The 20,879-nt window shown below is 40.1% G+C and carries 21 protein-coding genes; 13 read left to right on the forward strand and 8 right to left on the reverse strand.

Annotated features, from left to right (window positions below; all coding sequences use genetic code 11):
* The first annotated feature begins 3 nt into the window (after positions 1-3).
* Positions 4-1,053 carry a PorP/SprF family type IX secretion system membrane protein gene (locus K0S23_RS15100; RefSeq protein ID WP_300359093.1) on the forward strand — a complete coding sequence of 350 codons (1,050 nt, stop codon included), beginning with the start codon at positions 4-6 and terminating at the stop codon, positions 1,051-1,053.
* A gap of 96 nt (positions 1,054-1,149) precedes the next feature.
* Here K0S23_RS15100 and K0S23_RS15105 read toward each other — a convergent pair whose 3' ends face one another.
* From K0S23_RS15105 to K0S23_RS15140, 8 genes are all read right to left on the reverse strand, one after another.
* Positions 1,150-1,803: a response regulator transcription factor gene (locus tag K0S23_RS15105; protein ID WP_300359095.1), complete on the reverse strand. Its 654-nt coding sequence runs from the start codon at positions 1,801-1,803 to the stop codon at positions 1,150-1,152.
* 36 nt (positions 1,804-1,839) lie between these two features.
* Positions 1,840-3,735 carry a tetratricopeptide repeat-containing sensor histidine kinase gene (locus K0S23_RS15110; protein ID WP_300359097.1) on the reverse strand — a complete coding sequence of 632 codons (1,896 nt, stop codon included), beginning with the start codon at positions 3,733-3,735 and terminating at the stop codon, positions 1,840-1,842.
* Positions 3,736-3,752: 17 nt separating this feature from the next.
* Positions 3,753-5,894: a two-component regulator propeller domain-containing protein gene (locus tag K0S23_RS15115; RefSeq protein ID WP_300359100.1), complete on the reverse strand. Its 2,142-nt coding sequence runs from the start codon at positions 5,892-5,894 to the stop codon at positions 3,753-3,755.
* A 54-nt stretch (positions 5,895-5,948) separates the two neighbouring features.
* Positions 5,949-6,665 (reverse strand): RluA family pseudouridine synthase, encoded by a 717-nt coding sequence (locus tag K0S23_RS15120; RefSeq protein ID WP_300359102.1) that lies wholly within the window; start codon positions 6,663-6,665, stop codon positions 5,949-5,951.
* A gap of 3 nt (positions 6,666-6,668) precedes the next feature.
* Positions 6,669-7,484, reverse strand: a complete 816-nt coding sequence (panB, locus tag K0S23_RS15125) for a 3-methyl-2-oxobutanoate hydroxymethyltransferase (protein WP_300359104.1) — start codon at positions 7,482-7,484, stop codon at positions 6,669-6,671.
* A gap of 374 nt (positions 7,485-7,858) precedes the next feature.
* The gene (locus K0S23_RS15130) at positions 7,859-8,428 is read right to left on the reverse strand and encodes a hypothetical protein (protein WP_300359107.1); all 570 of its coding nucleotides are present in this window, start codon (positions 8,426-8,428) and stop codon (positions 7,859-7,861) included.
* Positions 8,429-8,663: 235 nt separating this feature from the next.
* The gene (locus tag K0S23_RS15135) at positions 8,664-8,975 is read right to left on the reverse strand and encodes a DUF721 domain-containing protein (RefSeq protein ID WP_300359109.1); all 312 of its coding nucleotides are present in this window, start codon (positions 8,973-8,975) and stop codon (positions 8,664-8,666) included.
* Positions 8,972-10,066, reverse strand: coding sequence for a DNA replication/repair protein RecF (locus K0S23_RS15140; protein WP_300359112.1), 1,095 nt, complete (start codon positions 10,064-10,066; stop codon positions 8,972-8,974). Before K0S23_RS15140 ends, K0S23_RS15135 begins: the two co-directional genes overlap by 4 nt.
* 110 nt (positions 10,067-10,176) lie before the next feature.
* On the opposite strand from K0S23_RS15140, the gene K0S23_RS15145 reads away from it, so the two are divergent.
* From K0S23_RS15145 to K0S23_RS15200, 12 genes are all read left to right on the forward strand, one after another.
* A complete protein-coding gene (locus tag K0S23_RS15145; RefSeq protein ID WP_300359114.1) occupies positions 10,177-10,665 on the forward strand; it encodes a nuclear transport factor 2 family protein in 489 nt (162 codons plus the stop codon).
* 6 nt (positions 10,666-10,671) lie between these two features.
* A complete protein-coding gene (locus tag K0S23_RS15150; protein WP_300359117.1) occupies positions 10,672-11,136 on the forward strand; it encodes an SRPBCC domain-containing protein in 465 nt (154 codons plus the stop codon).
* Between the two features lie 78 nt (positions 11,137-11,214).
* Complete coding sequence (locus K0S23_RS15155) at positions 11,215-12,024, forward strand: hypothetical protein (RefSeq protein ID WP_300359120.1); 810 nt, start codon at positions 11,215-11,217, stop codon at positions 12,022-12,024.
* A gap of 20 nt (positions 12,025-12,044) precedes the next feature.
* Positions 12,045-12,722: a hypothetical protein gene (locus tag K0S23_RS15160; RefSeq protein ID WP_300359123.1), complete on the forward strand. Its 678-nt coding sequence runs from the start codon at positions 12,045-12,047 to the stop codon at positions 12,720-12,722.
* 223 nt (positions 12,723-12,945) lie between these two features.
* Positions 12,946-14,190 (forward strand): leucine-rich repeat domain-containing protein, encoded by a 1,245-nt coding sequence (locus K0S23_RS15165; protein ID WP_300359127.1) that lies wholly within the window; start codon positions 12,946-12,948, stop codon positions 14,188-14,190.
* 75 nt (positions 14,191-14,265) lie between these two features.
* Positions 14,266-14,721, forward strand: a complete 456-nt coding sequence (locus K0S23_RS15170; RefSeq protein ID WP_300359129.1) for a hypothetical protein — start codon at positions 14,266-14,268, stop codon at positions 14,719-14,721.
* Positions 14,722-14,785: 64 nt separating this feature from the next.
* Complete coding sequence (locus tag K0S23_RS15175; protein WP_300359132.1) at positions 14,786-15,913, forward strand: vWA domain-containing protein; 1,128 nt, start codon at positions 14,786-14,788, stop codon at positions 15,911-15,913.
* A 166-nt stretch (positions 15,914-16,079) separates the two neighbouring features.
* Complete coding sequence (locus K0S23_RS15180) at positions 16,080-16,589, forward strand: hypothetical protein (RefSeq protein ID WP_300359135.1); 510 nt, start codon at positions 16,080-16,082, stop codon at positions 16,587-16,589.
* A gap of 45 nt (positions 16,590-16,634) precedes the next feature.
* On the forward strand, positions 16,635-17,774 hold the full coding sequence (locus K0S23_RS15185) for a cysteine desulfurase family protein (protein ID WP_300359138.1): 1,140 nt from the start codon (positions 16,635-16,637) through the stop codon (positions 17,772-17,774).
* A gap of 61 nt (positions 17,775-17,835) precedes the next feature.
* Complete coding sequence (locus K0S23_RS15190) at positions 17,836-19,122, forward strand: serine hydrolase (RefSeq protein WP_300359140.1); 1,287 nt, start codon at positions 17,836-17,838, stop codon at positions 19,120-19,122.
* Between the two features lie 54 nt (positions 19,123-19,176).
* On the forward strand, positions 19,177-20,286 hold the full coding sequence (locus K0S23_RS15195) for a glycosyltransferase family 4 protein (protein ID WP_300359142.1): 1,110 nt from the start codon (positions 19,177-19,179) through the stop codon (positions 20,284-20,286).
* 148 nt (positions 20,287-20,434) lie between these two features.
* A complete protein-coding gene (locus K0S23_RS15200) occupies positions 20,435-20,878 on the forward strand; it encodes a hypothetical protein (RefSeq protein WP_300359144.1) in 444 nt (147 codons plus the stop codon).
* The last annotated feature ends 1 nt before the right edge of the window (position 20,879 follow it).

Consider the following 20,879-nt stretch of genomic DNA (forward strand, 5'->3'; position numbering starts at 1 on the left):
GTTATGAGAGCGCTACTTTTATTCATATCATTTATTGCTGCTGTGGGAAATACTTACTCGCAAGACCCCAACTTTTCCCAGTTTTACAATAACCCCATTTATTACAATCCTTCCATGACTGCCGTGAATAACGGAATTGCCATTCGTTTGAATGCGCGTTCCTTATGGGGACCGATCCCAGGGAGATTTAACACCTTTTCCTTCTCAGCCGAAGCACAGACGATGTACAAGATGGGACTTGGAATTATGGCCTATTCCGATGTAGGTGGCGAAGCACTTCTAAGAACTGCCGGAGGTTATATCAACTACTCATACAGACCCGTCGATACCAAGAACTTTATTCTGCAGGCCGGAGTAAGCGGTGGATTTGTGACGAAAAATATTGACTGGTCGAAATTGACTTTCTCCGACCAGTTGGATGAGACGATGGGAAAAATCAAGGAGAGTAATTTCAACCGACCGGGATACAACAGCGTTTCTTATGCTGATTTCAGTGCCGGGCTAGTAGCCCGATTCAATGGCTCTACCCGTAAACAAAGCAGTTCGTTTAAACGATTCAACGCCACCCTTGGCGGTGCAATCCATCATTTGTCGCAACCAAAAGATGCTTTCCTGGCAGATGGAGACAAATTACCGTTTAAATTAGTCTTTCATGCCTCATCCAACTTATTGTTCCATGAATTCGTGGTTTCCCCGGGAGCCGTTTTCGAAATGCAGAATGAATTCAGGACTTTCAGTATCGGTAGTAATTTTATCAATCAACCCTTCATTATCGGGATTTGGTTCAGAAACAGAACCGCTGCGTTGAGCTTCAAGCAATATGATTCGTTTATTTTCACACTTGGATTGAATATGCGAACGAAATACGAAAGTATCTGGCGTGTGACTTATAATTTTGACATGACAATTTCCCGTTTGAAGACCAGCAGTTATGGAAGTCATGAACTTTCCCTCTTATTTGAGATTCCGAACAAGGTGTTGTTTTCCAAGAATGTGAACAGCAAAAATGCACGGAGAAGATACCAGTGCCCGAAGGAGTTTAGCGGATTCTGAGTAAATTATCAATGACCTAATTATTAATTATCAAGAGGAATTTCGAAAGAAAATGAGTCCACTTGATAATTACGACATTGTTAATTAATTATTCCTCTAAACCCATTTCTTCTGCATGGCCAGGCGAACAGCTTCGACTTTTGAGTTTACATGAAGTTTTTCGTAGATATTGGTCATGTGTTTGCGCACTGTATGCGGGCTAATGAATAATTCATCTGCAATAATCGTATAGCTTTTACCCTGTGCCAGGCAATTGAGAATATCCATTTCACGTGAGCTTAGCGGTGTTGTTTCCGCTGCGGAAGCTTCTTTGTTTTGATTCTGAATGAAATTATATGCTTTTTTTGCGATTGCGGGGGCTAAGGGAGCCGCTCCAAATTCAAGTACATTGTCGATTGCCAGATGAAGATTTGCAATCGATTCGTCCTTTAACAAATAGCCACTGGCCCCTGCCTGGATTGCAGCAAAAATACGTTCCTCATCATCAAATACCGTGATCATGATGAAATGGATCTGCGGGAACAGGATCTTGGCTTGTTTCACTGCTTCAATCCCATCCATCAGTGGCATATCAATGTCCATGAAAATAATCTCCGGGAGCGGTGTCAGATTTGGAAGCACATAAAGGAAGGCCTGCCCGTTAAACGCAGACATCGTAATTTTTACTCCCGGTTTCGCTTCAAGCTTTTCGGTTAAGATTTGTACATTGTACATTTTGTCATCGACAATTCCTATTGGACAGATTCCCATACAGACAAATGTGAGAATTTATTCAACCAATTCCAATTACGCAATTGTGCTATTTTTCTTCCATTTCAGGAACAAGATCATCCCGGTATGATCAGCACTTTTCCGGATAGAGTAAACCGCATTGATTTTTTCGGCACGCTGCTCAATACTTTTTAAGCCATAGTGAAATTCGGGTTTTACCTCCGGATCGAAGCCAACACCAAAATCTTCAACGTACAATTCCAGGTAGTCGCCAGCCTCTTTCAAAGTTATTTCTACCTTCTCAGCTTTCGAATGCTTGTAAATGTTACTGATTCCTTCCTGAAAAATACGCATAACATGCAGAGAAACCCCAGGATCCAATCCGGTATTCAGTGACTCGCTATTTTCCATTTGAAGGTTAAATTTAACTTTTATGGAATTGTCTTCCAGCCATTTTTTTGCCACGTTCTTCATCCGGCTCACTAAAACCTTCGAGGACATGTTTTCCGAGTGCAGTGCCCAAACCGTATCACGAAGTGAACTCATTGCCTCCTGGCTCATTAAAAAAGTGCGATTAATGCGTTCATTTTCTTTTTCATTGTGAGAAAGTAATTCCAGATTATTTACTACGAAACTCAGCTGCGATCCAACCAAATCGTGCAGATCATAAGAAATCCGTTTGCGTTCTTCATTCGTTGCCTGAAACACCTGTTGCTGTGTGATCAATTCTTTTTTCAATGCGCGTCTTACGAAATAAAAGATCAAAGTGATCACGGTCAAAAACAAAAAAGCGACCAGAACGATCCAATAAGTATTTTCCAATTTCCGGCTCAATTGCTGTTCGCGCAATTCCGCATCCTTCTTTTTCCGGTAAAGTTCCGAGCGTTGTTTTTCTGATTTTATATCGTAAATAGCATTTGTTCTCGCGATCGTTTGATCCCGGAGTTCTCTGTAATATTTTCCATGATAGATTTCATATTTTGTCCAGAAATCCTGTGCTTTTTTATTTTCTTTCCGATCCAGATAAATCAAACCGAGTGCTTTGGAAATTTTATACAATTGTTCGTTTGCCTGAAGTTTTTCTGCGAGGGGTAAGATTTCCAGCAGCAATTTCTCTTCCTGGACCTGATTTCCCTGATCCTTATAAACTCTTGCCCAATTAAGCAGAGTACTCAGATACAGGTATTCGTTACCAATTTCTTTGGCTAGGCGTGCGCCTTCGCTGTATGCTTCCTCAGACTCCTTGTATCTTTTAAGATCAGCCAAGATCATGGCCTTATTACACAAAATGATCCCCAAACCATATTTATTGGATGTTTTCCGGTATCCACTAATTGCCAATTCGGAGTAGTACATGCTGGAATCTCTTTTTTCCAACATATTGAAAGCCGTAGCCATATTCGAATAAGCATCAAAAACCTGTGCTTTATCTTTCCCACGATGATAGGATGCAATGCTCTTCCGGTACCAAAACAAAGACGTCTGCGCTAAATTCAACTCCTGATAGAGCAAACCTAAATTATTCTGGGTTGCCCCCACACTTACGTAGTCGTCCATTTTCTCAAAGTACAATTTCGCTTTATGGAATGATTGAATTGCCCGTTTTAAATCGTTTTTATGCCAATAGATCAGTCCCAGGTTGTTCTGGCAGGAAGCAACTCCTTTGAAATAATCGATCCGTTTTGCAATGGCAAGTGCTTTTTGGTAATTGGCAATGGAGAGTTCTGTTTGCGAGAGCACATCATATGCAATTCCTATCCGGATGTAGGCCCTGAGTTCACCGATGTAAAATTCACACTCGTTCGCCTGAACCGCTATTTTTTTGCATTCACTAATGGCCGCCTTCGGATCTTCATAGCACAGATCCAGCACCTTATCGTTGCGCAGGTTTATGGCATTGGTATCGCATTGAGAATACCCCTTAAAAGAAGAAAGGTTCAGGAGTAAAGTAAGTAGCAGCAGTCGTTTCATCCAATTGTTTTTTTTTATTACTTGAGTTCCATTTTTTTGAGTCGCTTTCTCCGCTTGATATAGAGCAGTCCGAAGAACCCCACAAATATACCGGCAATGAACCAAACCAAGGTATCTTCATACCAGGAAGCTTTTATTTTAAAAGTTGTATTCACCGGTTCTGAAAAGCGTCCTGTTCCGGGATCAAAAAGTCTTAGTTCCAGGCTATAAGATCCGGAATTCAAATGCTCAAACGTCAATTTTGTTAAGCCCAACGAAGTGTTTGACCAATGGATCTGGTCTTTTTCATCGTTCCTAATAAGCCGGTACTGCAATTCATACGGGTGATTCCCCATTAATTCAACCAATTCGTAGGGGATATTTACTTCCGTATTTTCTGCTTCAAATTTGTTCGAGTTCTCTTTCTGATGATCTCCGCTTGGTTTTCCTAAAATAAAGGTCGGGAAATCCGTTTTCACCTTTTCCCATTTAAATTCGAAAAGGCCGAACTGTGTTGCAACGTAAACCTTATTATCCAGCACTACAAAATCCCGGAGAAACAAATCATTTAACCCGGAAAGTTCTTCCAGCCGTTCCAGGTTTCCATTCAATTTTTTGGTGCGATAGAGGGTTTTGTCCGAAAGAATGTAAAACTGGTCATTGTAAATTTTCAACTTCGAAACCAAGAGGTTACTGCCATTCTCACGAAAGTTTACTTCGTGGATTACTTTCCCGTTCCTGATCGTAAAAATCTTATTTGCAGAACTGAGAACATACCATTTATGTTTGTGAAACAAGATCTGTGAAGGATCAATATTCTCGTTAAAATAACGAATAGAATGGTATTCCAATGTATTGAGGTCCAATGTAAACAATCCGTCCAGGTTTGAAAATAAGACCTCAGTGGTATCAGCTTGTTCGAAAAGTTTTACCGGACTTTCCAGGATTACTTTCCGGGCAGATCCTTTTACCAGCTTTTCACGTAATTCCTTGCTGTTTTTTGCATCCAGGGTGAATAATCCTTTTGAGGTTACAAGCAGGTAATTCCCGGTATTCAGGGGAACTATTTTTTTCAGGAATTCATCCGCCAAAAAAACAGGCATTACAACCTTATTAACTATCAGATTCTGCGGCTTAAGCTCATTCTTTTGAACAGCATTCCTTACTTTCCTGCCAAACTTATTTAAAACGATGAGTTCCGCAGCATTGGTTCTCGCAATGATTTCACCCTTGATCAGATCCAAAGAGTTGAATTCGACTGAATTCAGTAATTTGTATGAACCTGCAGGTATACAATACAATCCCTTTGATTTGGTACCAAGCCAAATATTTCCGTTCCGATCCTTGAAAACAGCAGTCACGTGTAATCCCACGATAATTGACTTCACGCGCATATCCCCGGCTTTCAGAACAATCATTCCCGTTTCGGAAAGGAGGTATATTTTTTCATCAATCCGCACCACCTTTTGAATGGAATGGTTAAAAGCCCCCACTAGTTTGTTTAAGTTTTTGAATCGTTTGTTGGAATATTGGAGTGAAATATTGGAATTCGGTCTTGCAGGAAATAGGATCAATTTGTTTTTTTCTCCCATCAGCCACCTTCCCGTCATTCCCGGAAGGGTTCTCGAAGCCTGGTCATTGATATCGACTAATTCATTATTTGACATTAAAGCAAAGCGTCCCTTATCGTTTTCACTGTAATCAATTAATTCCGATCTTCCTTTCTCGTAAAATGGAATATTGGTCTTGGAAAGCAATGAAATCGGATTTACTTTGTACACATAAACGGCATCCGGACAAAGGATCTGCAAGTTTCCCTCCTGATTCTTTTCCAGGCGCAGGATCTGACTTTTAAGAGCCGGCAAAGTGATCAAAACGACCTCCTCCCCTTTTATTTCAAATAACTGCCCGGTTTTGTTCAAACCAAAGAATTTATTTTTCAGTTTCAGCAGCTGGATGATATCTTTGGAGTATAATTTTGATGAAGCAATTTGCTTCGACTGAAATCCGTTGAAGCTGAAAACACCTTTATCTGTACCAAGTATCAAACGCCCAAATGCATCCTGTTCGATCGCCGTGATGTGGTGATCTCTCAAAGAAGTCTGTACCGGATAATAGTAAGGTCTTGTTTGAGCAAAAATAAGCGTTGTAAAGAGTAGAAAGATTGGTACTAATTTCATATAACAAACACAGTTTTTTCTAAGTTAAGATTCTTTTTACGTTTTACTGATCGGTTATTTCCCTTTTGTTTTTCCGGTTCTCATTTCCGTTTCAAACCATTGCCACAACTTATCATCAGGCACTGGCGCCGTTACTTTCACCGGTTCTTTGGATGTCGGATGTTCAAATTCCAATTCTCTCGAATGCAAATAAATGGAACCATCCGGATTGGAGCGTTTGGCACCGTATTTCAGATCGCCTTTAATGATACAGCCGATGGCAGACAATTGCGCCCGGATCTGGTGATGTCTACCGGTTTCCAATTCCACTTCCAGTAAGGTATAATTGTCGGAACTCAGTAATAAGCGGTATTTCAATCTTGCTTCTTTCGAATTTTTACGTGCTTCGCTGTAAGCGTAAGTCTTGTTTTGCTTTTCGTTCCGTTCCAAATGATGGATCAGCGAACCCGATTTTTCCTTCGGTGCTTTTTCCACCACTGCCCAATAGATTTTCCGCGGATGTTTTTCTGCAAAAAGTTTATTCATACGGGTCAGGGCCTTACTTGTACGGGCAAAAACAATTCCGCCCGAAACCGGTCGGTCCAAACGATGGATCAAGCCACAAAAAACGTTCCCAGGCTTTTCAAATTTATGACGGATGTATTCGCGTACTTTTTCTACCAGGGGAAAATCACCGGAAATATCTCCCTGCACATTTTCGCCTGCGTGTTTATTGACCACAATCAGGTGGTTGTCTTCATACAAAACATCTTCCGGACGGATTTGTTCCATGAATCAGTATTGTTCGTTTTGGTTCGGAAAATCTCCGCTTCTTACGTCCTTGATATAGTTTTGAAATGCTTCCAGCATGACATCATACAGGTTTGCATACTTACGCAGGAAGCGCGGAGAGAACTCATTGTTAATTCCAAGCATGTCGTGAACAACCAATACCTGGCCGTCTACCCCATTTCCTGCCCCGATTCCAATAATGGGAATAGAAACAGATTTTGCTACCTGTTCTGCCAGTGCCGCAGGAATCTTTTCCAAAACAATTGCAAAACATCCGGCTTCTTCCAAGGCTTTCGCATCTTCCACCAGGCGCTGTGCCTCTGCTTCTTCTTTTGCACGAACTACGTAGGTACCAAATTTATAAATGGATTGCGGAGTCAGGCCTAAATGTCCCATAACAGGAATTCCGGCTGTCAAAATACGCTTAATCGATTCAATGATTTCAATTCCTCCTTCCAGTTTCACACCGTGTCCACCTGATTCTTTCATAATACGGATGGCATTTGACAATGCTTCTTTGGAATTTCCCTGGTAGGAACCGAATGGCATATCCACTACAACCAAAGCTCTTTCGACTGCACGAACTACGGATCCGGCGTGGTAAATCATCTGATCCAGGGTAATCGGAAGAGTGGTTTCATGTCCGGCCATGACATTGGAAGCGGAATCGCCTACTAAAATGATATCAATCCCGGCAGTATCAATGATTCTTGCCATGGAAAAATCATAACCGGTAAGCATGGAGATTTTCGCTCCGGAATTTTTCATTTCTTGTAAAACGTTTGTTGTAACGCGTTTTACATTTTTGTGCACAGACATGAGCTTTTGTTTTAATCTAGCAAAGTTAGTTAATTACGGATTACGAATGCCGAATTACGAATGGGAATTGTGGCTTAGAGATCGTTTCTTCACATCTCACGCAAATTCGCAAATTTGGCAGTTTGCCAAATGGCAAAACACAAAACACCCCCTGGGCAAAATAAACAGATATCTATTCGTAAATTTTGAGAGTGATTTGTTCGGTTGTCAAAATACATCTAAAACAGCGCTACCCCTTCCACATAGCACTTTGTCTTCGCATTAAAGAAAAAAAAGAGTTGAGTTACTTTTGTTTTGGGATAATAGAAACGATCCAAAGATGATTAAGCAAGTCTGAACCCAAAGTTAAAATGGGTGCAGATTTTGAATATTCCCTACTTTCCTGGTCTTACTTTGTAAACTTTGGAGTTAACAATCACTGTTTCAGGAAGTAATTTTGATAGTGGGATTTCAGCACCTTCAGTATTCAGAAAAGTAACCATTTTTATATATAAGTTGTTGATGTAACTATTATGCAGACAAAGATCATTTAGAAAATACATTGGTTTATAAATCATAAGAGATGAATCCTGTGCATATGCGCTGAGTACTATTTGTTTGGAAAGAGGCCTTTTAACTTTAATAAAATGAGAACGTTTATTATTATCCTCTCTGGAAGGAGTTATTATCCGGGTTGGATATTTCAATCCGTTAACAATGAATTTCAAGCTATCCAGATGAGTCCATCCCGAACCAGTAGGAGCTGCTATAAATAATTCAATTTCCAATGAGTCATCGTGCAAGTTTTCTGATCGTGTAAATTCCAACTTGGTTATGTAATGAAATCCTGCAGAAATATCGGAAAAATAGAATGTATCTGCTTTGATCTTATAAAATCCTGTTTTGTATGTATCTTCATATCGAGGCTCATGATCAATTTTAAGTATGCAAACGGAATCATCCACAATCGTTAATTCTGAAGTAAACTTATCCTGGGATATCGAGTAAAAAACACTGAAAACCAATAATATCGATAGATAAAATTTATACATGATGAAAAAAACAATAAAATAAGGTTAAAGATACTATCAAATAATAGATAGACCAGATAAAAAACGACCAGGGCAAATTCAATCTTGGATTAATTTTAACTACAGCTTCGTTCCAACTGTATTTTGCTCAAGGTATCAAAATTTTTAATCACTCGAACCACACGTCGTGGATAATCTTTTTACCGGCGGTTTGATTCACGCGTTCAATGATGATTTGCTTTCCATGAGCCAATTCATCGCGCATGACGGAGGAATTTAGTCTTATAATCAAAACTCCCAGGCGAATCTGAAGATTGGTAGTCCGTGTTGCAACGGCTTTTCCCATCATTTCTTCCCATTTGCTTAAAACTTCCATTTCGGTCATTTTTCCCTGCAATTGGTAGGCACTCATGAGTTTATCCACCAACTCTTTCATAGGTTGTGCATTCCCTGATCTTTTACGTTCGTCCCATTCACTCATACCAATTCGGAATTAAAGCTGATAATATTCGGTTTCACTTGAATTGTTTCAAAAATAGCTGAAACCCTGTTTTCATCGGTATCTGTTACCAAAACCTGTCCGAAGGTGTTCTTAGAAACCAATTCCATTAATTGCGCTACACGCAGGTTATCCAATTTATCGAAGATATCGTCCAGCAATAAGATCGGAGTTTGTTTCAAGCGTTCTTTCAGCCAGTCGAATTGTGCCAAACGCAAAGCAATCAGGAAGCTTTTTTGCTGTCCCTGCGAGCCAAAGCGTTTGATCGGTAAACCTTCAATTAAAAAAGTAATATCGTCCTTATGAATTCCCACCGAGGTATAATGAACGCGCATATCTTTCGGGTAAGCTTGTTGAATGAGGGTTCTGAAATCCGTTTCGGCAAGTTTGGATTCATAACTCAGGGAAACAGCTTCCTGCTCCTGCGAGATCCATTTGTAGTAATGCTGAAATAAGGGAATAAAGGCTTCGATGAATGAAACCCGTTTGTTATAAATTGCTGTTCCGTAACGAATCAGCTGTTCATCCCAGATCTCGATGGCTTCGCGCTCAAAGAACCCGTTTTCGAATTGCAATTTCAATAAGGCATTTCGCTGGTCCAGTACTTTGTTGTAGCGCTGCAGATCACTCAGGTATTCATGGTCGAATTGCGAAATGATGCCATCCATCCAGCGTCTTCGCACTTCACTTCCTTCAGAGATCAGGTCCGTGTCATAAGGAGAAATCATCACTACCGGGAAATTCCCGATGTGATCCGCCAGGCGGTCGTATTCCTTTTTGTTCTTCTTGAAAACCTTTTTTGAACCAGCTTTTACACCGCAATAGAGGTTGAAGGGTTGTTCATCTTTCATCCAACATCCCTGAATGACAAAAAATTGTTCGTTGAAACGGATATTTTGCCGGTCAGTCGGATTTAAATACGAACGACACATACTCAGGTAATGAACAGCATCGAGCACATTCGTTTTCCCCGAACCGTTTTTCCCCACAATACAATTGACCCCAGCTTCAAACTGAAATTCAGCTTCGCTGTGATTGCGAAAATTGACTAAAGAAAGGGATTCGACGAACATCTTACAAAATTACGAATTCCCAATACCGAATTACGAATTGAGAAGTTAAATTATTAATGAAGAGATTCATTTATCAAGTAAATTGTACTTTTAAGTATCAATTCAAGTGCATGTTTAAACTTTTCCTGATCATTTCTTTTTTGGCGACAACGAATATAATTTCAGCTCAAGCTGAAAAGAGTTCAGAGTTGTATCTTACTATTCTTTCGAAAGACAGCTTACTATTTAATATTGGTTTCAACACTTGTGATATTACTCAATTTGACTCCCTGCTTAGTGAAGATTTTGAATTCTTCCACGACACAGACAGTATCTCTTACCGAAAAGAGTTTCTGGATGGAATCCGAAAGGGTTTGTGCAAATCACCAGCTACGTATCAATCGCGAAGAGAATTGATTGCAGGAAGTACGGAAGTTTTTCCGCTTTACAAAAAAGGAAAACTATACGGGGCAATTCAGCACGGCCGGCATAACTTTTATGAAAATCTGAAAGGAAAGCCGGAACGATTCGCAAGTACAGCCCGATTCACTCACGTTTGGCTTCTTGAAAACGGAGTTTGGAAATTGAATAAAGGTTTGAGTTACGATCACCAAAATTAATTACGAATGCCGAATTACGAATTTTCAGATTATCCACAGCGAATTGAAAAAAGCATCCTGATTCAAGCCTCGCCAACAGAGATTTGGGAATACCTGACGAATCCTGAGTTGATGAAGCAATGGATGGGAGATCCTGAAATGAACATTGAGATCATCAGCGACTGGAAAACAGGCAATCCCATTACTATTAAAGGTTTTCACCATCTTCAATTTGAGAACACAGGAACAATCCTTCAATTGGAACCGGAAAAAATCTTCCGATACGAGTATTTGAGTTCATTGTCGGATTTGGCGGATGAACCAGGTAATTATACAATTATTACGTTTACTTTAGTTCCAGAAGGAGAGCACACAGAAATAACCGTAGAAGCCGCCAATTTTCCAACTGAAGCTATTTATAAGCACGTGGAATTTTACTGGAACGGAACGATATATTTGCTGAAGCAAGTCATTCAAAATTCAATCCGATAATTATCGGGAGAACAATGTAAATTGAATCCAAAGCAGACTTACTTTCGCTTCGGATTAAGAAGTTAAAAGGTAATTAACATGATTCTATCCAAACTAAAAATATTCCTGCCAGCGTTTCTAATCTTCGGACCAGGTTGCAGCGATCCTGCCCCGAAAAAGAATCAAATCAAAACTATTGAGACAGTTGTACCAAAAACAGAGGCGAAAGATTCGTTTATTGTTGATCATAGTGTATTTCCGATCAGGATCTTAACAACAGGAATCTTTCACAACGATGAGATTCCGGGGAATGCAGGCAACATGGAATGGGTCGGTTTATTCAAAACCCAAGATGGATATTACCTCAGCGAAGCGAAAGTTACCAGTGTTCCGGTTCACGACCCCGTTTTGGATGAAAACGAATCAATTATGACCGGTTGGGAAGTAAGCACCCGGGAAAAAGACACCTCTATCCTTTTAATGCAAACCCTTCCCTATTTGGCAAAGCGAAAAATCAAAGCGGTAAAACTATCAAAGAAAGAAATTTATCCGGGTGAAAAGCTTTCTTTCAACTACCTGGGAATTGACTATGAACTTTCTGCAAGCGGTAACAAAAAGAAAGAAAACCCGGACAGCGACTGGTACATTGTATCGAATTACAAACTTTACCTAAGTGCAAAAATTGACGGTAGACGAAGCAAAACACTGCTTTCAAGTCATCAAATGTTTGATGATGCGATGGTTGCTCTCATTTTCGCAGGAGATATCGATGGGGATGGTATATTGGATCTGATCCTGGACAATGCGAATCACTACAATGTAACGGATCCGACACTCTTTTTTTCAAGGCCTGCCGGCAAAGGACAAGTTGTGAAAAAAGCAGGTTCATTCATGAGTGTGGGGTGTTGAATGAAAAAATAATGAATTACATGAAACGAAACTCATTGCTTACAATCTCAACGATCGTTCTTCTGACATCTTGTAAGCAGCAAGAAGACAAGGAAGTTGAAAAACCAGATCAAATTATCCGTACTCCGAAAAAAGAGCTTACAAGAACACCTTCAGATTCCATCAAATCCAAAGGAAAAACCATTACAGTTGGTTATTACAACAATTATGAAAAAGTTCCCGAATTGGTGTTCGACAGTATCTCGGAAGCGGAATTCAATCGCTTAAAAGCACCGAAACACCTTGTCAAAATCAAAGCGAATCAAAAAGGTAATGACTTTTTTATTCAGACAGCAATAAGAAAGCATTTCTTCCCGAAATACAAAGATTATGGTGAACCGGAAAGCTGGAGCGGTTATGAATTAACAGGCTTCTATCCTCAATTAAAACTATTCGCTTTAACGGAAAATTCCACTTCGGAACATTTAGGCTTCGGCGAGTTATTTTTATTGGACAGCATTACTGATTACCGCTATGTCCTTTCGTCTTTTGGCGATGGCAGTGTAGAACCACCCATCCCTTCGATTAATGGCAAGTACCTCGTTTATTATTACAATGGAGTTTATGAGAACGGAGTAGCTGACATTGGTGTTCTAAAAGTGAATGACAAAACAAAACCGGATTCCTATTTGAAAGAATGCCTTTTTTCATGCTTCTGATTTCGGTGTAGAAGAAATCAGGTGGAAATCGGATCATCTATTTTATGTGAAAGCTTTCTCTGAAATCCGTAATGAAACAAGCAGTAAACAGATTAGGGAATATCATTATTACCGCGCCAGTTTCAAGTAAATATTCGAAAGAAACAGTAAATTAAATAATCAGCTGATATTTGCCGGAAACATTTTTTAATTTTCGGTCGAAACCCATAAAACAAACCAATCCATGAAACGGTTTACCTTAATCGTGCTGATCATTTTTCTTAACCCGAAAACCTTTGCCCAAAAAACAGATTCCATATTTGCTCACAATTACACCTATCGGCAAGCAGCAGAATTAGTCAAATTTCCGGAACTCCGGTACTTGAAACTATATGCTTACAAGGACACTGTTTTGCCTGATATTTTTGGTCAGTTACCGGAGCTGGAATACCTGGAAATCAATGCTTCGGAAATCACAGTAATTCCAACAAGTATCGGTAATCTTTCCCAACTAAAAACCTTGATTATTTGTAATGGCTATGATCCGATAAAAATCCCTTCTGAACTGGGAAAACTGACACAGCTTACAAAGCTTGAACTTTACAATTACCACTTCAAATTGCTCCCTGCCGAACTCGGAAACCTGGTTAACCTGGAAAGCAGCATGCTTTGCGGAGATCTGACAGATCTTCCAGCCTCCATTCAAAACTGGAAAAAACTCAAAAGGCTCTATTTGGCAGGAAACAATTTTCAAAAAATCCCGTCTCCGATCTTTCGGTTAAATCAATTGGAATATTTGGACTTAAGTAGCAATAAATTATCCCAGTTAAATGATTCGATCGGGATGCTTAACCAATTAAAAGAATTGAACCTAGGTTCCAATATCGAAACGGATCAATTGCCGTCGGGAATTTGTGAATTACAGAATTTAGAAACACTGTATTTGCAAAACACCAAAATTAACTTGCTGCCCTTGTGCCTAAACCAGATCCATTCACTCAAACGGATCAGAATATGCAAAACAGTGATCGATGATCCTGCAGAAACGGATTCCATATTCAAGAAAAAGATGGACTGGGATTCGTGGTGTCCGGGTTTTGAACGTTATTTAGTTGATTTCTCTGAAATTTACGGCCAATACACCTTGAATTTCGAAAAGAAGAAGGATACAACTATTCTGCACTATGGTTATTTTTATAATCAACCAGGCTCCATTGATGAAGAGTATACCCGAAACATTACGATTAAAATTCTTCAAAAAGACAGCTTGAAACTAAATCGTGTTTATACTGCTACAAACCCGAATTTCATTATCTCAAGCAATCATTTCAGCGTTTGGGATTGGGAGCCTGACAAAAATCAAAAAGTCATTGGCTATCTTCAATTTGTGGAATTAACGAATAAAAGATGTAAAGTGTATTTAAACCTGGAATTGGTCGAAGGCACTCAAAAAAGGAAGCTGGTAGATAAATTATTGCTTTTTGAATAATCAAAAAAGCAGATACAGAGGGCGTTTTGCTGAATTCCGGTAAAAAATGCTACCTTCAACTTCAAATCAGATCGCATGAAATTTTTGTTTTTCCTTTCACTTACCGCATCGCTTCTTTTCGGATGCAATACAACAAAACCGATTACTTCTCTTGATCAGGTCATTAGCGTTACACACGGAACCAATTTCGGGCATTGCAGAGGATACTGCAGAAAGGAAGTGGTCTTCACAGAAGGACAGACCGAATACATTGAATCCAGTGTTGATTCTGCAAAAAATCCGGTGAAAGTGGAAAATTTCAAAAACACTTCAAACTGGAAAAGCATCACGGATAAAATCAACTGGGAAAAATTCAGCAATCTCCAGGAAAGTTACGGTTGCCCGGATTGTGCGGACGGAGGTTCGGAATACATTGAGATCAAAACAGCAAGCGGAACAAAACGCGTAACCATTGAATTTGGCAAAGACCTGGTTGAATTAGAGCCATTGCTTACCGAGCTTCGCAATCAGAGAAAAAAACTCGGAAAATAAAAGATCTTCATACCCGGTTTGAACGAAAAAAGCATTTGGCTGTATTCAATCAAAAACCCACAGTATGAAATCGATCATTGTTACACTTGTCAGCTTAGCAGCCGGGATTCAGTTCTCTCAGGCTCAACCTGTTCATCCAAGCGATGAATCCCGTAAAATCCAAATTGCGATCCTGTTCGATACTTCCGGAAGTATGGAAGGATTGATTGAACAAGCCAAATCCACCATCTGGAAAATCGTGAATATTGCTTCCAAAATGTCGGACAAAGGAAAAGCTCCTCAATTGGAAATTGCATTGTACGATTACGGCAACGACGAAATCAAGACTCCCAATTGGATCCGTAAGCGAACCGATCTGATTGCAGATCTGGACTCAATCTCAGGCCAGCTATTCTCACTCAGAACCAATGGCGGGTCAGAATACTGCGCAGCAGTAATTGAATCTTCGATCAACGACCTGAAGTGGTCTCCCGATCCCCAAGATTTGCGCCTGATCTATATTGCAGGAAACGAACCTTTCAATCAAGGGCCTATCGATTACAAAAAGATTCTAAAGATTGCCGCCAGCAAAGATATTATTGTAAACACCATTTATTGCGGACCTTACGATCAGGGAGTCAAAGAATTCTGGTACGACGGAGCACTTCAGACCCAGGGTTCTTATTTCAACATCAATTCAAACGATGAGATAAGACATATCGACACTCCTTATGATAAGGAAATTATCAGCGTAAACGATTCCCTAAACAAAACGTATATCGGTTACGGAAAAGAAGGAGCCTACCGCGCCAACAAACAAGCAACTGAAGACTATAATGCCAGCTCGAAAGGTTATGCTGTCATGAGTGAACGTGCAGAAGCAAAATCCAAATCGAATTACAAAAACGGCAATTGGGATTTGGTAGACGGAATCGAACAGGGAAATGTAAAACTGGACAGTCTTCGTGTAGAAGATTTACCGGCAGAATTGAAAGGAAAATCCAAAGAGGAACAAACGAAATATATTGAAAACAAAAAAGCCGAGCGAACCAAGTACCAAAATCAAATCGGGGAACTTTCCAAAAAACGCGAGGCATTTATTGCAGAAGAAATGAAGAAGATCAGCGAAACAAATGCGAAAAAAGATCTTGGATCAGCAATCATTGAATCACTAGTTGCTACCGCACAAAAAATAGGATTCACGGTTGATTAAAGATTAAGCCCCGATGAATGAACGTTGGGGCTTTTTTCTTAAAAAAAAACGGCCTTTTGGGATAAGAGGGTACTTATATTTTTCTTACCATGGTAACTATATAATCTACATTGATTACTCGTAAATCAGGACCACCTTCCTTATCTTTACATTCCAAGAATAACCGATGATTGAATTTGAAACAGACATCAAAGCACTTGATTATTTAAATTACTGGTTCGTAGAAATCACCCCTGATATTTTGGCTCAGCTTCCCGGCAGGAAAGAAAAAGGAGACTTCAACCAGCGCTTGCTTATTACCCTGGACCGAAAGATTCAATGGCAGGCAGGCATCCTGGCTTTAGGGAACGGCAGCGGACTTGTTACCGTTCAAAAGGGCCGTTTGAAAAAGATCGGAAAGACTTTGGGCAATACCGTATTTGTTCAATTGGAAAAGGACGAATCTGAATTTGGAGTTCCCGTAGCTGAAGAAATAAAGGAATACTGGATCCAGGTTCCGGAATCCAAAGACCGCTTCGATGCACTTACTCCGGCAATGAAACGCTACATTTTAAATCATGTCTCTACGGCAAAATCAACGGATAAAAGATTGGAACGAACTCATTTATTGCTTTCGAACCTGCTATTAGCTCCCCAAGGAAAAGAAACATTTCGGTTTCTTCTTGGAAAAGATTAGTTCTTTTCTTCCCTTGAATCTATTAAATTTGTAATAAAAAAATTGATGCGAGTATATTTAGACAATGCTGCAACCACGCCTCTTGCGAAAGAAGTTGCCGAAGCGATGATCCCTGTTTTACAAAATGAATTTGGAAATCCTTCGTCTACACATTTCTACGGCAGGCAAACCAAAGCATTGATCGAGACTTCCAGACGTTCCATTGCAAAACAATTGAATTGCTCCCCTAACGAATTGATCTTCACATCAGGAGGTACGGAAGCGGATAATATTGCTTTGAATACTGCTGTATATCAATTAGGTGTAAAACGCATCATCTCCACAACCATCGAGCACCATGCTGTTTGCCATACTATTGAACATTTGGCTCAAAGAGAAAACATCGAGGCCGTTTGGTTAAGTGTTGATTCGAAAGGAAACATCGATTTAACAGAATTGGAAAACCATTTGAAGGACGAAAAACCAACATTGGTTTCCTTAATGCATGCAAACAATGAGATCGGAACTCTGACTCCAATTGACAAAGTGAGTGTGCTTTGCAAAAAACACAAGGCCTATTTTCATACCGACACAGTACAAACAATGGGGCATTATGCCTTCGACCTGGAAAAACTGGGGATCGACTTTGTGACCTGTGCTGCTCATAAATTTCACGGACCCAAGGGAATCGGTTTTTTATATGCAAACAAGCGTATCAAAACAGATATCCTGATTCATGGCGGAGCCCAGGAAAGAGGTTTGCGCGGAGGTACGGAAAACGTTTACGGTATAGTTGGTCTTGCAAAAGCAATTGAATTGGCTTACAGCCATTTGGAAGAACATCAGGCACACGTTCAGGGTTTAAAATCCTACATGATCGAGCGCTTAAAGTCAATCCTTCCTGATGTAACTTTTCACGGGGAAACAGATCCTGAAAAAAGTTTGTACACGGTATTGAACGTTTGTTTACCGGCATCGGAAAAATCCGGAATGCTTTTGTTTACACTGGATCTTAGAGGTGTTGCATGTTCAGGTGGTTCTGCATGCTCTTCAGGAGCTGCAAAAGGTTCACACGTACTGGAAGGTATTCAGGCAGACAATTCGCGTCCAAACGCACGTTTTTCGTTTTCAAGATATACCACAAAAGAAGAAATTGATTTTGCCATTGAACAGCTTGAAGCAATTTATGAGAAAGTCCTGGTCTAATTCGAAAGTTTTTTTTAGAACCAATTGATTTTTGCATTTTGCATTAATAATTTGAATTTATATGAAACATACCCTACTCCTACTGACCTTTATTCTTGGCTTTTCAGGCTTAAAGGCTCAAACGTATTTCCCTCCGCTTGCCGGAACTACCTGGTCCACCACTGATCCTTCGTCTTTGGGCTGGTGCCAGGATTCGATCAATAAACTATACGATTGGCTGGAAGATAGTGACTCAAAAGCTTTCATAGTTCTGAAAGACGGGAAGATCGTCTTAGAAAAATACTTTGGGACTTTCACTGTAGATAGTTTTTACGTATGGAACTCAGCGGGAAAAACCCTGACTGCTTATGCTGTCGGGATTGCACAACACGAAGGCTTTTTAGACATCGATGACCCCACAAGTGATTATCTCGGAACCGGCTGGACCAATTTGACCGCCCCGCAAGAAGGAGCTATCACCATTAAACACCAATTAACGATGACCACCGGTTTGGATGACGGAGTTCCTGACTTCCACTGCACCGATCCCGCATGTTTGGTTTACCTGGCAGATCCGGGAACACGCTGGGCTTATCATAATGGTCCGTATACTTTGCTTGACACAGTGATCGAATCTGCAACCGGGATGACCTTAAACTCCTGGGTAAACCAAAAAATCGCTACAAAAATCGGACTAGTAGGAACTTACCTTCAATTAGGATACAATAACGTATTTGCATCAAAAGCACGCGGAATGGCCCGTTTCGGCTTGTTACTTTCCCAGGATGGCTACTGGAACGGAAATCCCGTACTTCCCGATCTGACATACCTCAATGAAATGCGAAACAGCAGTCAGTCCTTAAATAATTCATACGGTTATTTAACCTGGCTGAACGGGAAAGCTTCTTTCATGCTTCCGCAGTCCCAGTTTGTTTTCCCCGGGGAGTTATGCCCCAATGCCCCGGCAGATATGTATGCTGCAGAAGGAAAGAACGGACAGATCATCAATGTGGTGCCCTCACAAGGCTTGGTTGTTGTCCGGATGGGAAGCACTATGGGAACTAGTTTTGTGGGGACCCAGTACAACGACACCATTTGGCAATATATGAATAGATTGAGTTGTGTTGCAGGAATCAATGATCACTTATTGGAAAACATTCAAATTTCACCAAATCCCGCAAATGAGTTAATTACGATTTCCGGTCTTATAGGGAATGAAATATTCGAACTAAAAAATCAACTGGGTCAACCTGTTCCTTTCCAACAAATTGGAAATCAAATCTCGTTGAAAAAAATACCATCCGGCTTATATTTTCTCACAATTCGTAAAGAAAACAACATAAAAACTTTCCGATTGGTGCTTAATTAGTGAAAAATCCACTAAATTTAGCCAATGCCCGGCACGAAAAGACATATTCTCATTATGAGTTCATGGTTTCCAACACGCGTAGATCCGTATGCTGGAAATTTCGTTGAGCGCTTTGCACATTTGCTTTCGGACAAATACGAGGTAACGGTGCTGCATACCATGGGGGACAAAAACTGCAGTTCCATTGAAGTCGATGAGCAGCAATCTGATAAATTACGGATCATCCGGATCTATCATCCCATTTCTAAAAATCGTTTTTTCCATTGGTGGCTGCAGCGAAAAGCACTCAGAAGAGGGCTATCATTGCTTGATCACATTGATTTGATCTTTGCTCATGTCTTTCTTCCGAGAGCCGTACAATTCGCCAAAGTACAGCGTTATTTCCATGTACCCCTGATTGTAATGGAACATGGATCCTATTATCGCAATAAACTCCGTAAGAATTTCATTTCCCTTTATCAACAGGTCATTAAGCGCGGAAGCAGGCATACGAGTGAAATTGTAGCTGTTTCCAATGTGTTGAGAACAGATATGAAACCACTCTTCCCGACCACAAAGATTCAGGTAATTCCAAACTTTGTGGATGAAGAAATTTTCACTTTAAGAGATACCAATCCAAAGCAGCGAAAAAAATTCATTCATATTTCGACACTTGATAAGAACACCAAAAACCCGGATTTCCTATTCGATGGTTTTTTAAATGCTTATCTGGAATCCGGAAAAAAAATCAGCTTGACAGTAGTTTCCGATCAAAACACGGATGAATGGGAACGATGGGCAAAACTAAACAGCTGTAGCGAAGCCATTAACTTTACAGGGCCGTGCGAGTGGCGTGAGGTTAGTCAGTTATTGAAAGATCACGATGCGCTTATCCTGACTTCCGAATACGAAACATTCAGTATTGTAATTGCAGAAGCCTGGTTAACAGGAACACCCGTGATATCGACACCTGTAGGAATCGCAGCAAATATGACAGAAGCACTTGGCATTAAGATCGAACACAATAACATTGCAGATCTGAAACACGCTATTTTGGATATGATGAATGGGAAGTTTGAATTTGATAAAGACTTTTTGCGCTCTTTCGGGATGCAATTTTCCAAAGAGAATGTCAAAAACCAACTGATCGAATTATTTAATAAGCACTTTATTATATACGAATAATTAAAGACTACCGACTAAAAGACAAAAGACCAGAGACAAATCCCTCTTCTCCCTCCCAAAAAATTAAAGTTTAAACAAGATACCATATATTATTTAGGGAAATCAAGTCTCTTCTCTTACATTTAAAGTCTTAAGTCTCAAAGAAAACATGAACAAAAAAGCACTTTTCGAACACCTGTCCGGTATCATTAAAGAAAAAATTTCCAGGCTGCAGTCAGACATTGCTGATTTACAAAAGGGTATTGCTGAAGACAGCAAGAGTTCGGCAGGAGACAAGTTCGAAACTTCGCGCGAAATGGCACAGCAGGAGCTTGGGAAACTAAGTACTCAATTAAATGAGCAGCAGCGACTGAAAAGTTTAATCGACAATCAGTCTGCAGACAAATCAACCCAGGTTCAGTTAGGAGCAATTGTGGAAACCAATAAAGGTTTGTTCCTTATCGGGATTCCGATCGGAAACAGTTCATTTCAGGGAAAAGAGGTAATCGGGATCGGTTTGGGGGCTCCTCTCGGTCAGCTGTTACTGAATAAAAAGAAATCAGACCAGGTAAGCTTCAATAATCAGCAATTCAATATTGAAGAAATTTATTGAA

The organism is Fluviicola sp., assembly GCF_029266855.1.
Lineage (GTDB): Bacteria > Bacteroidota > Bacteroidia > Flavobacteriales_D > Crocinitomicaceae > Fluviicola.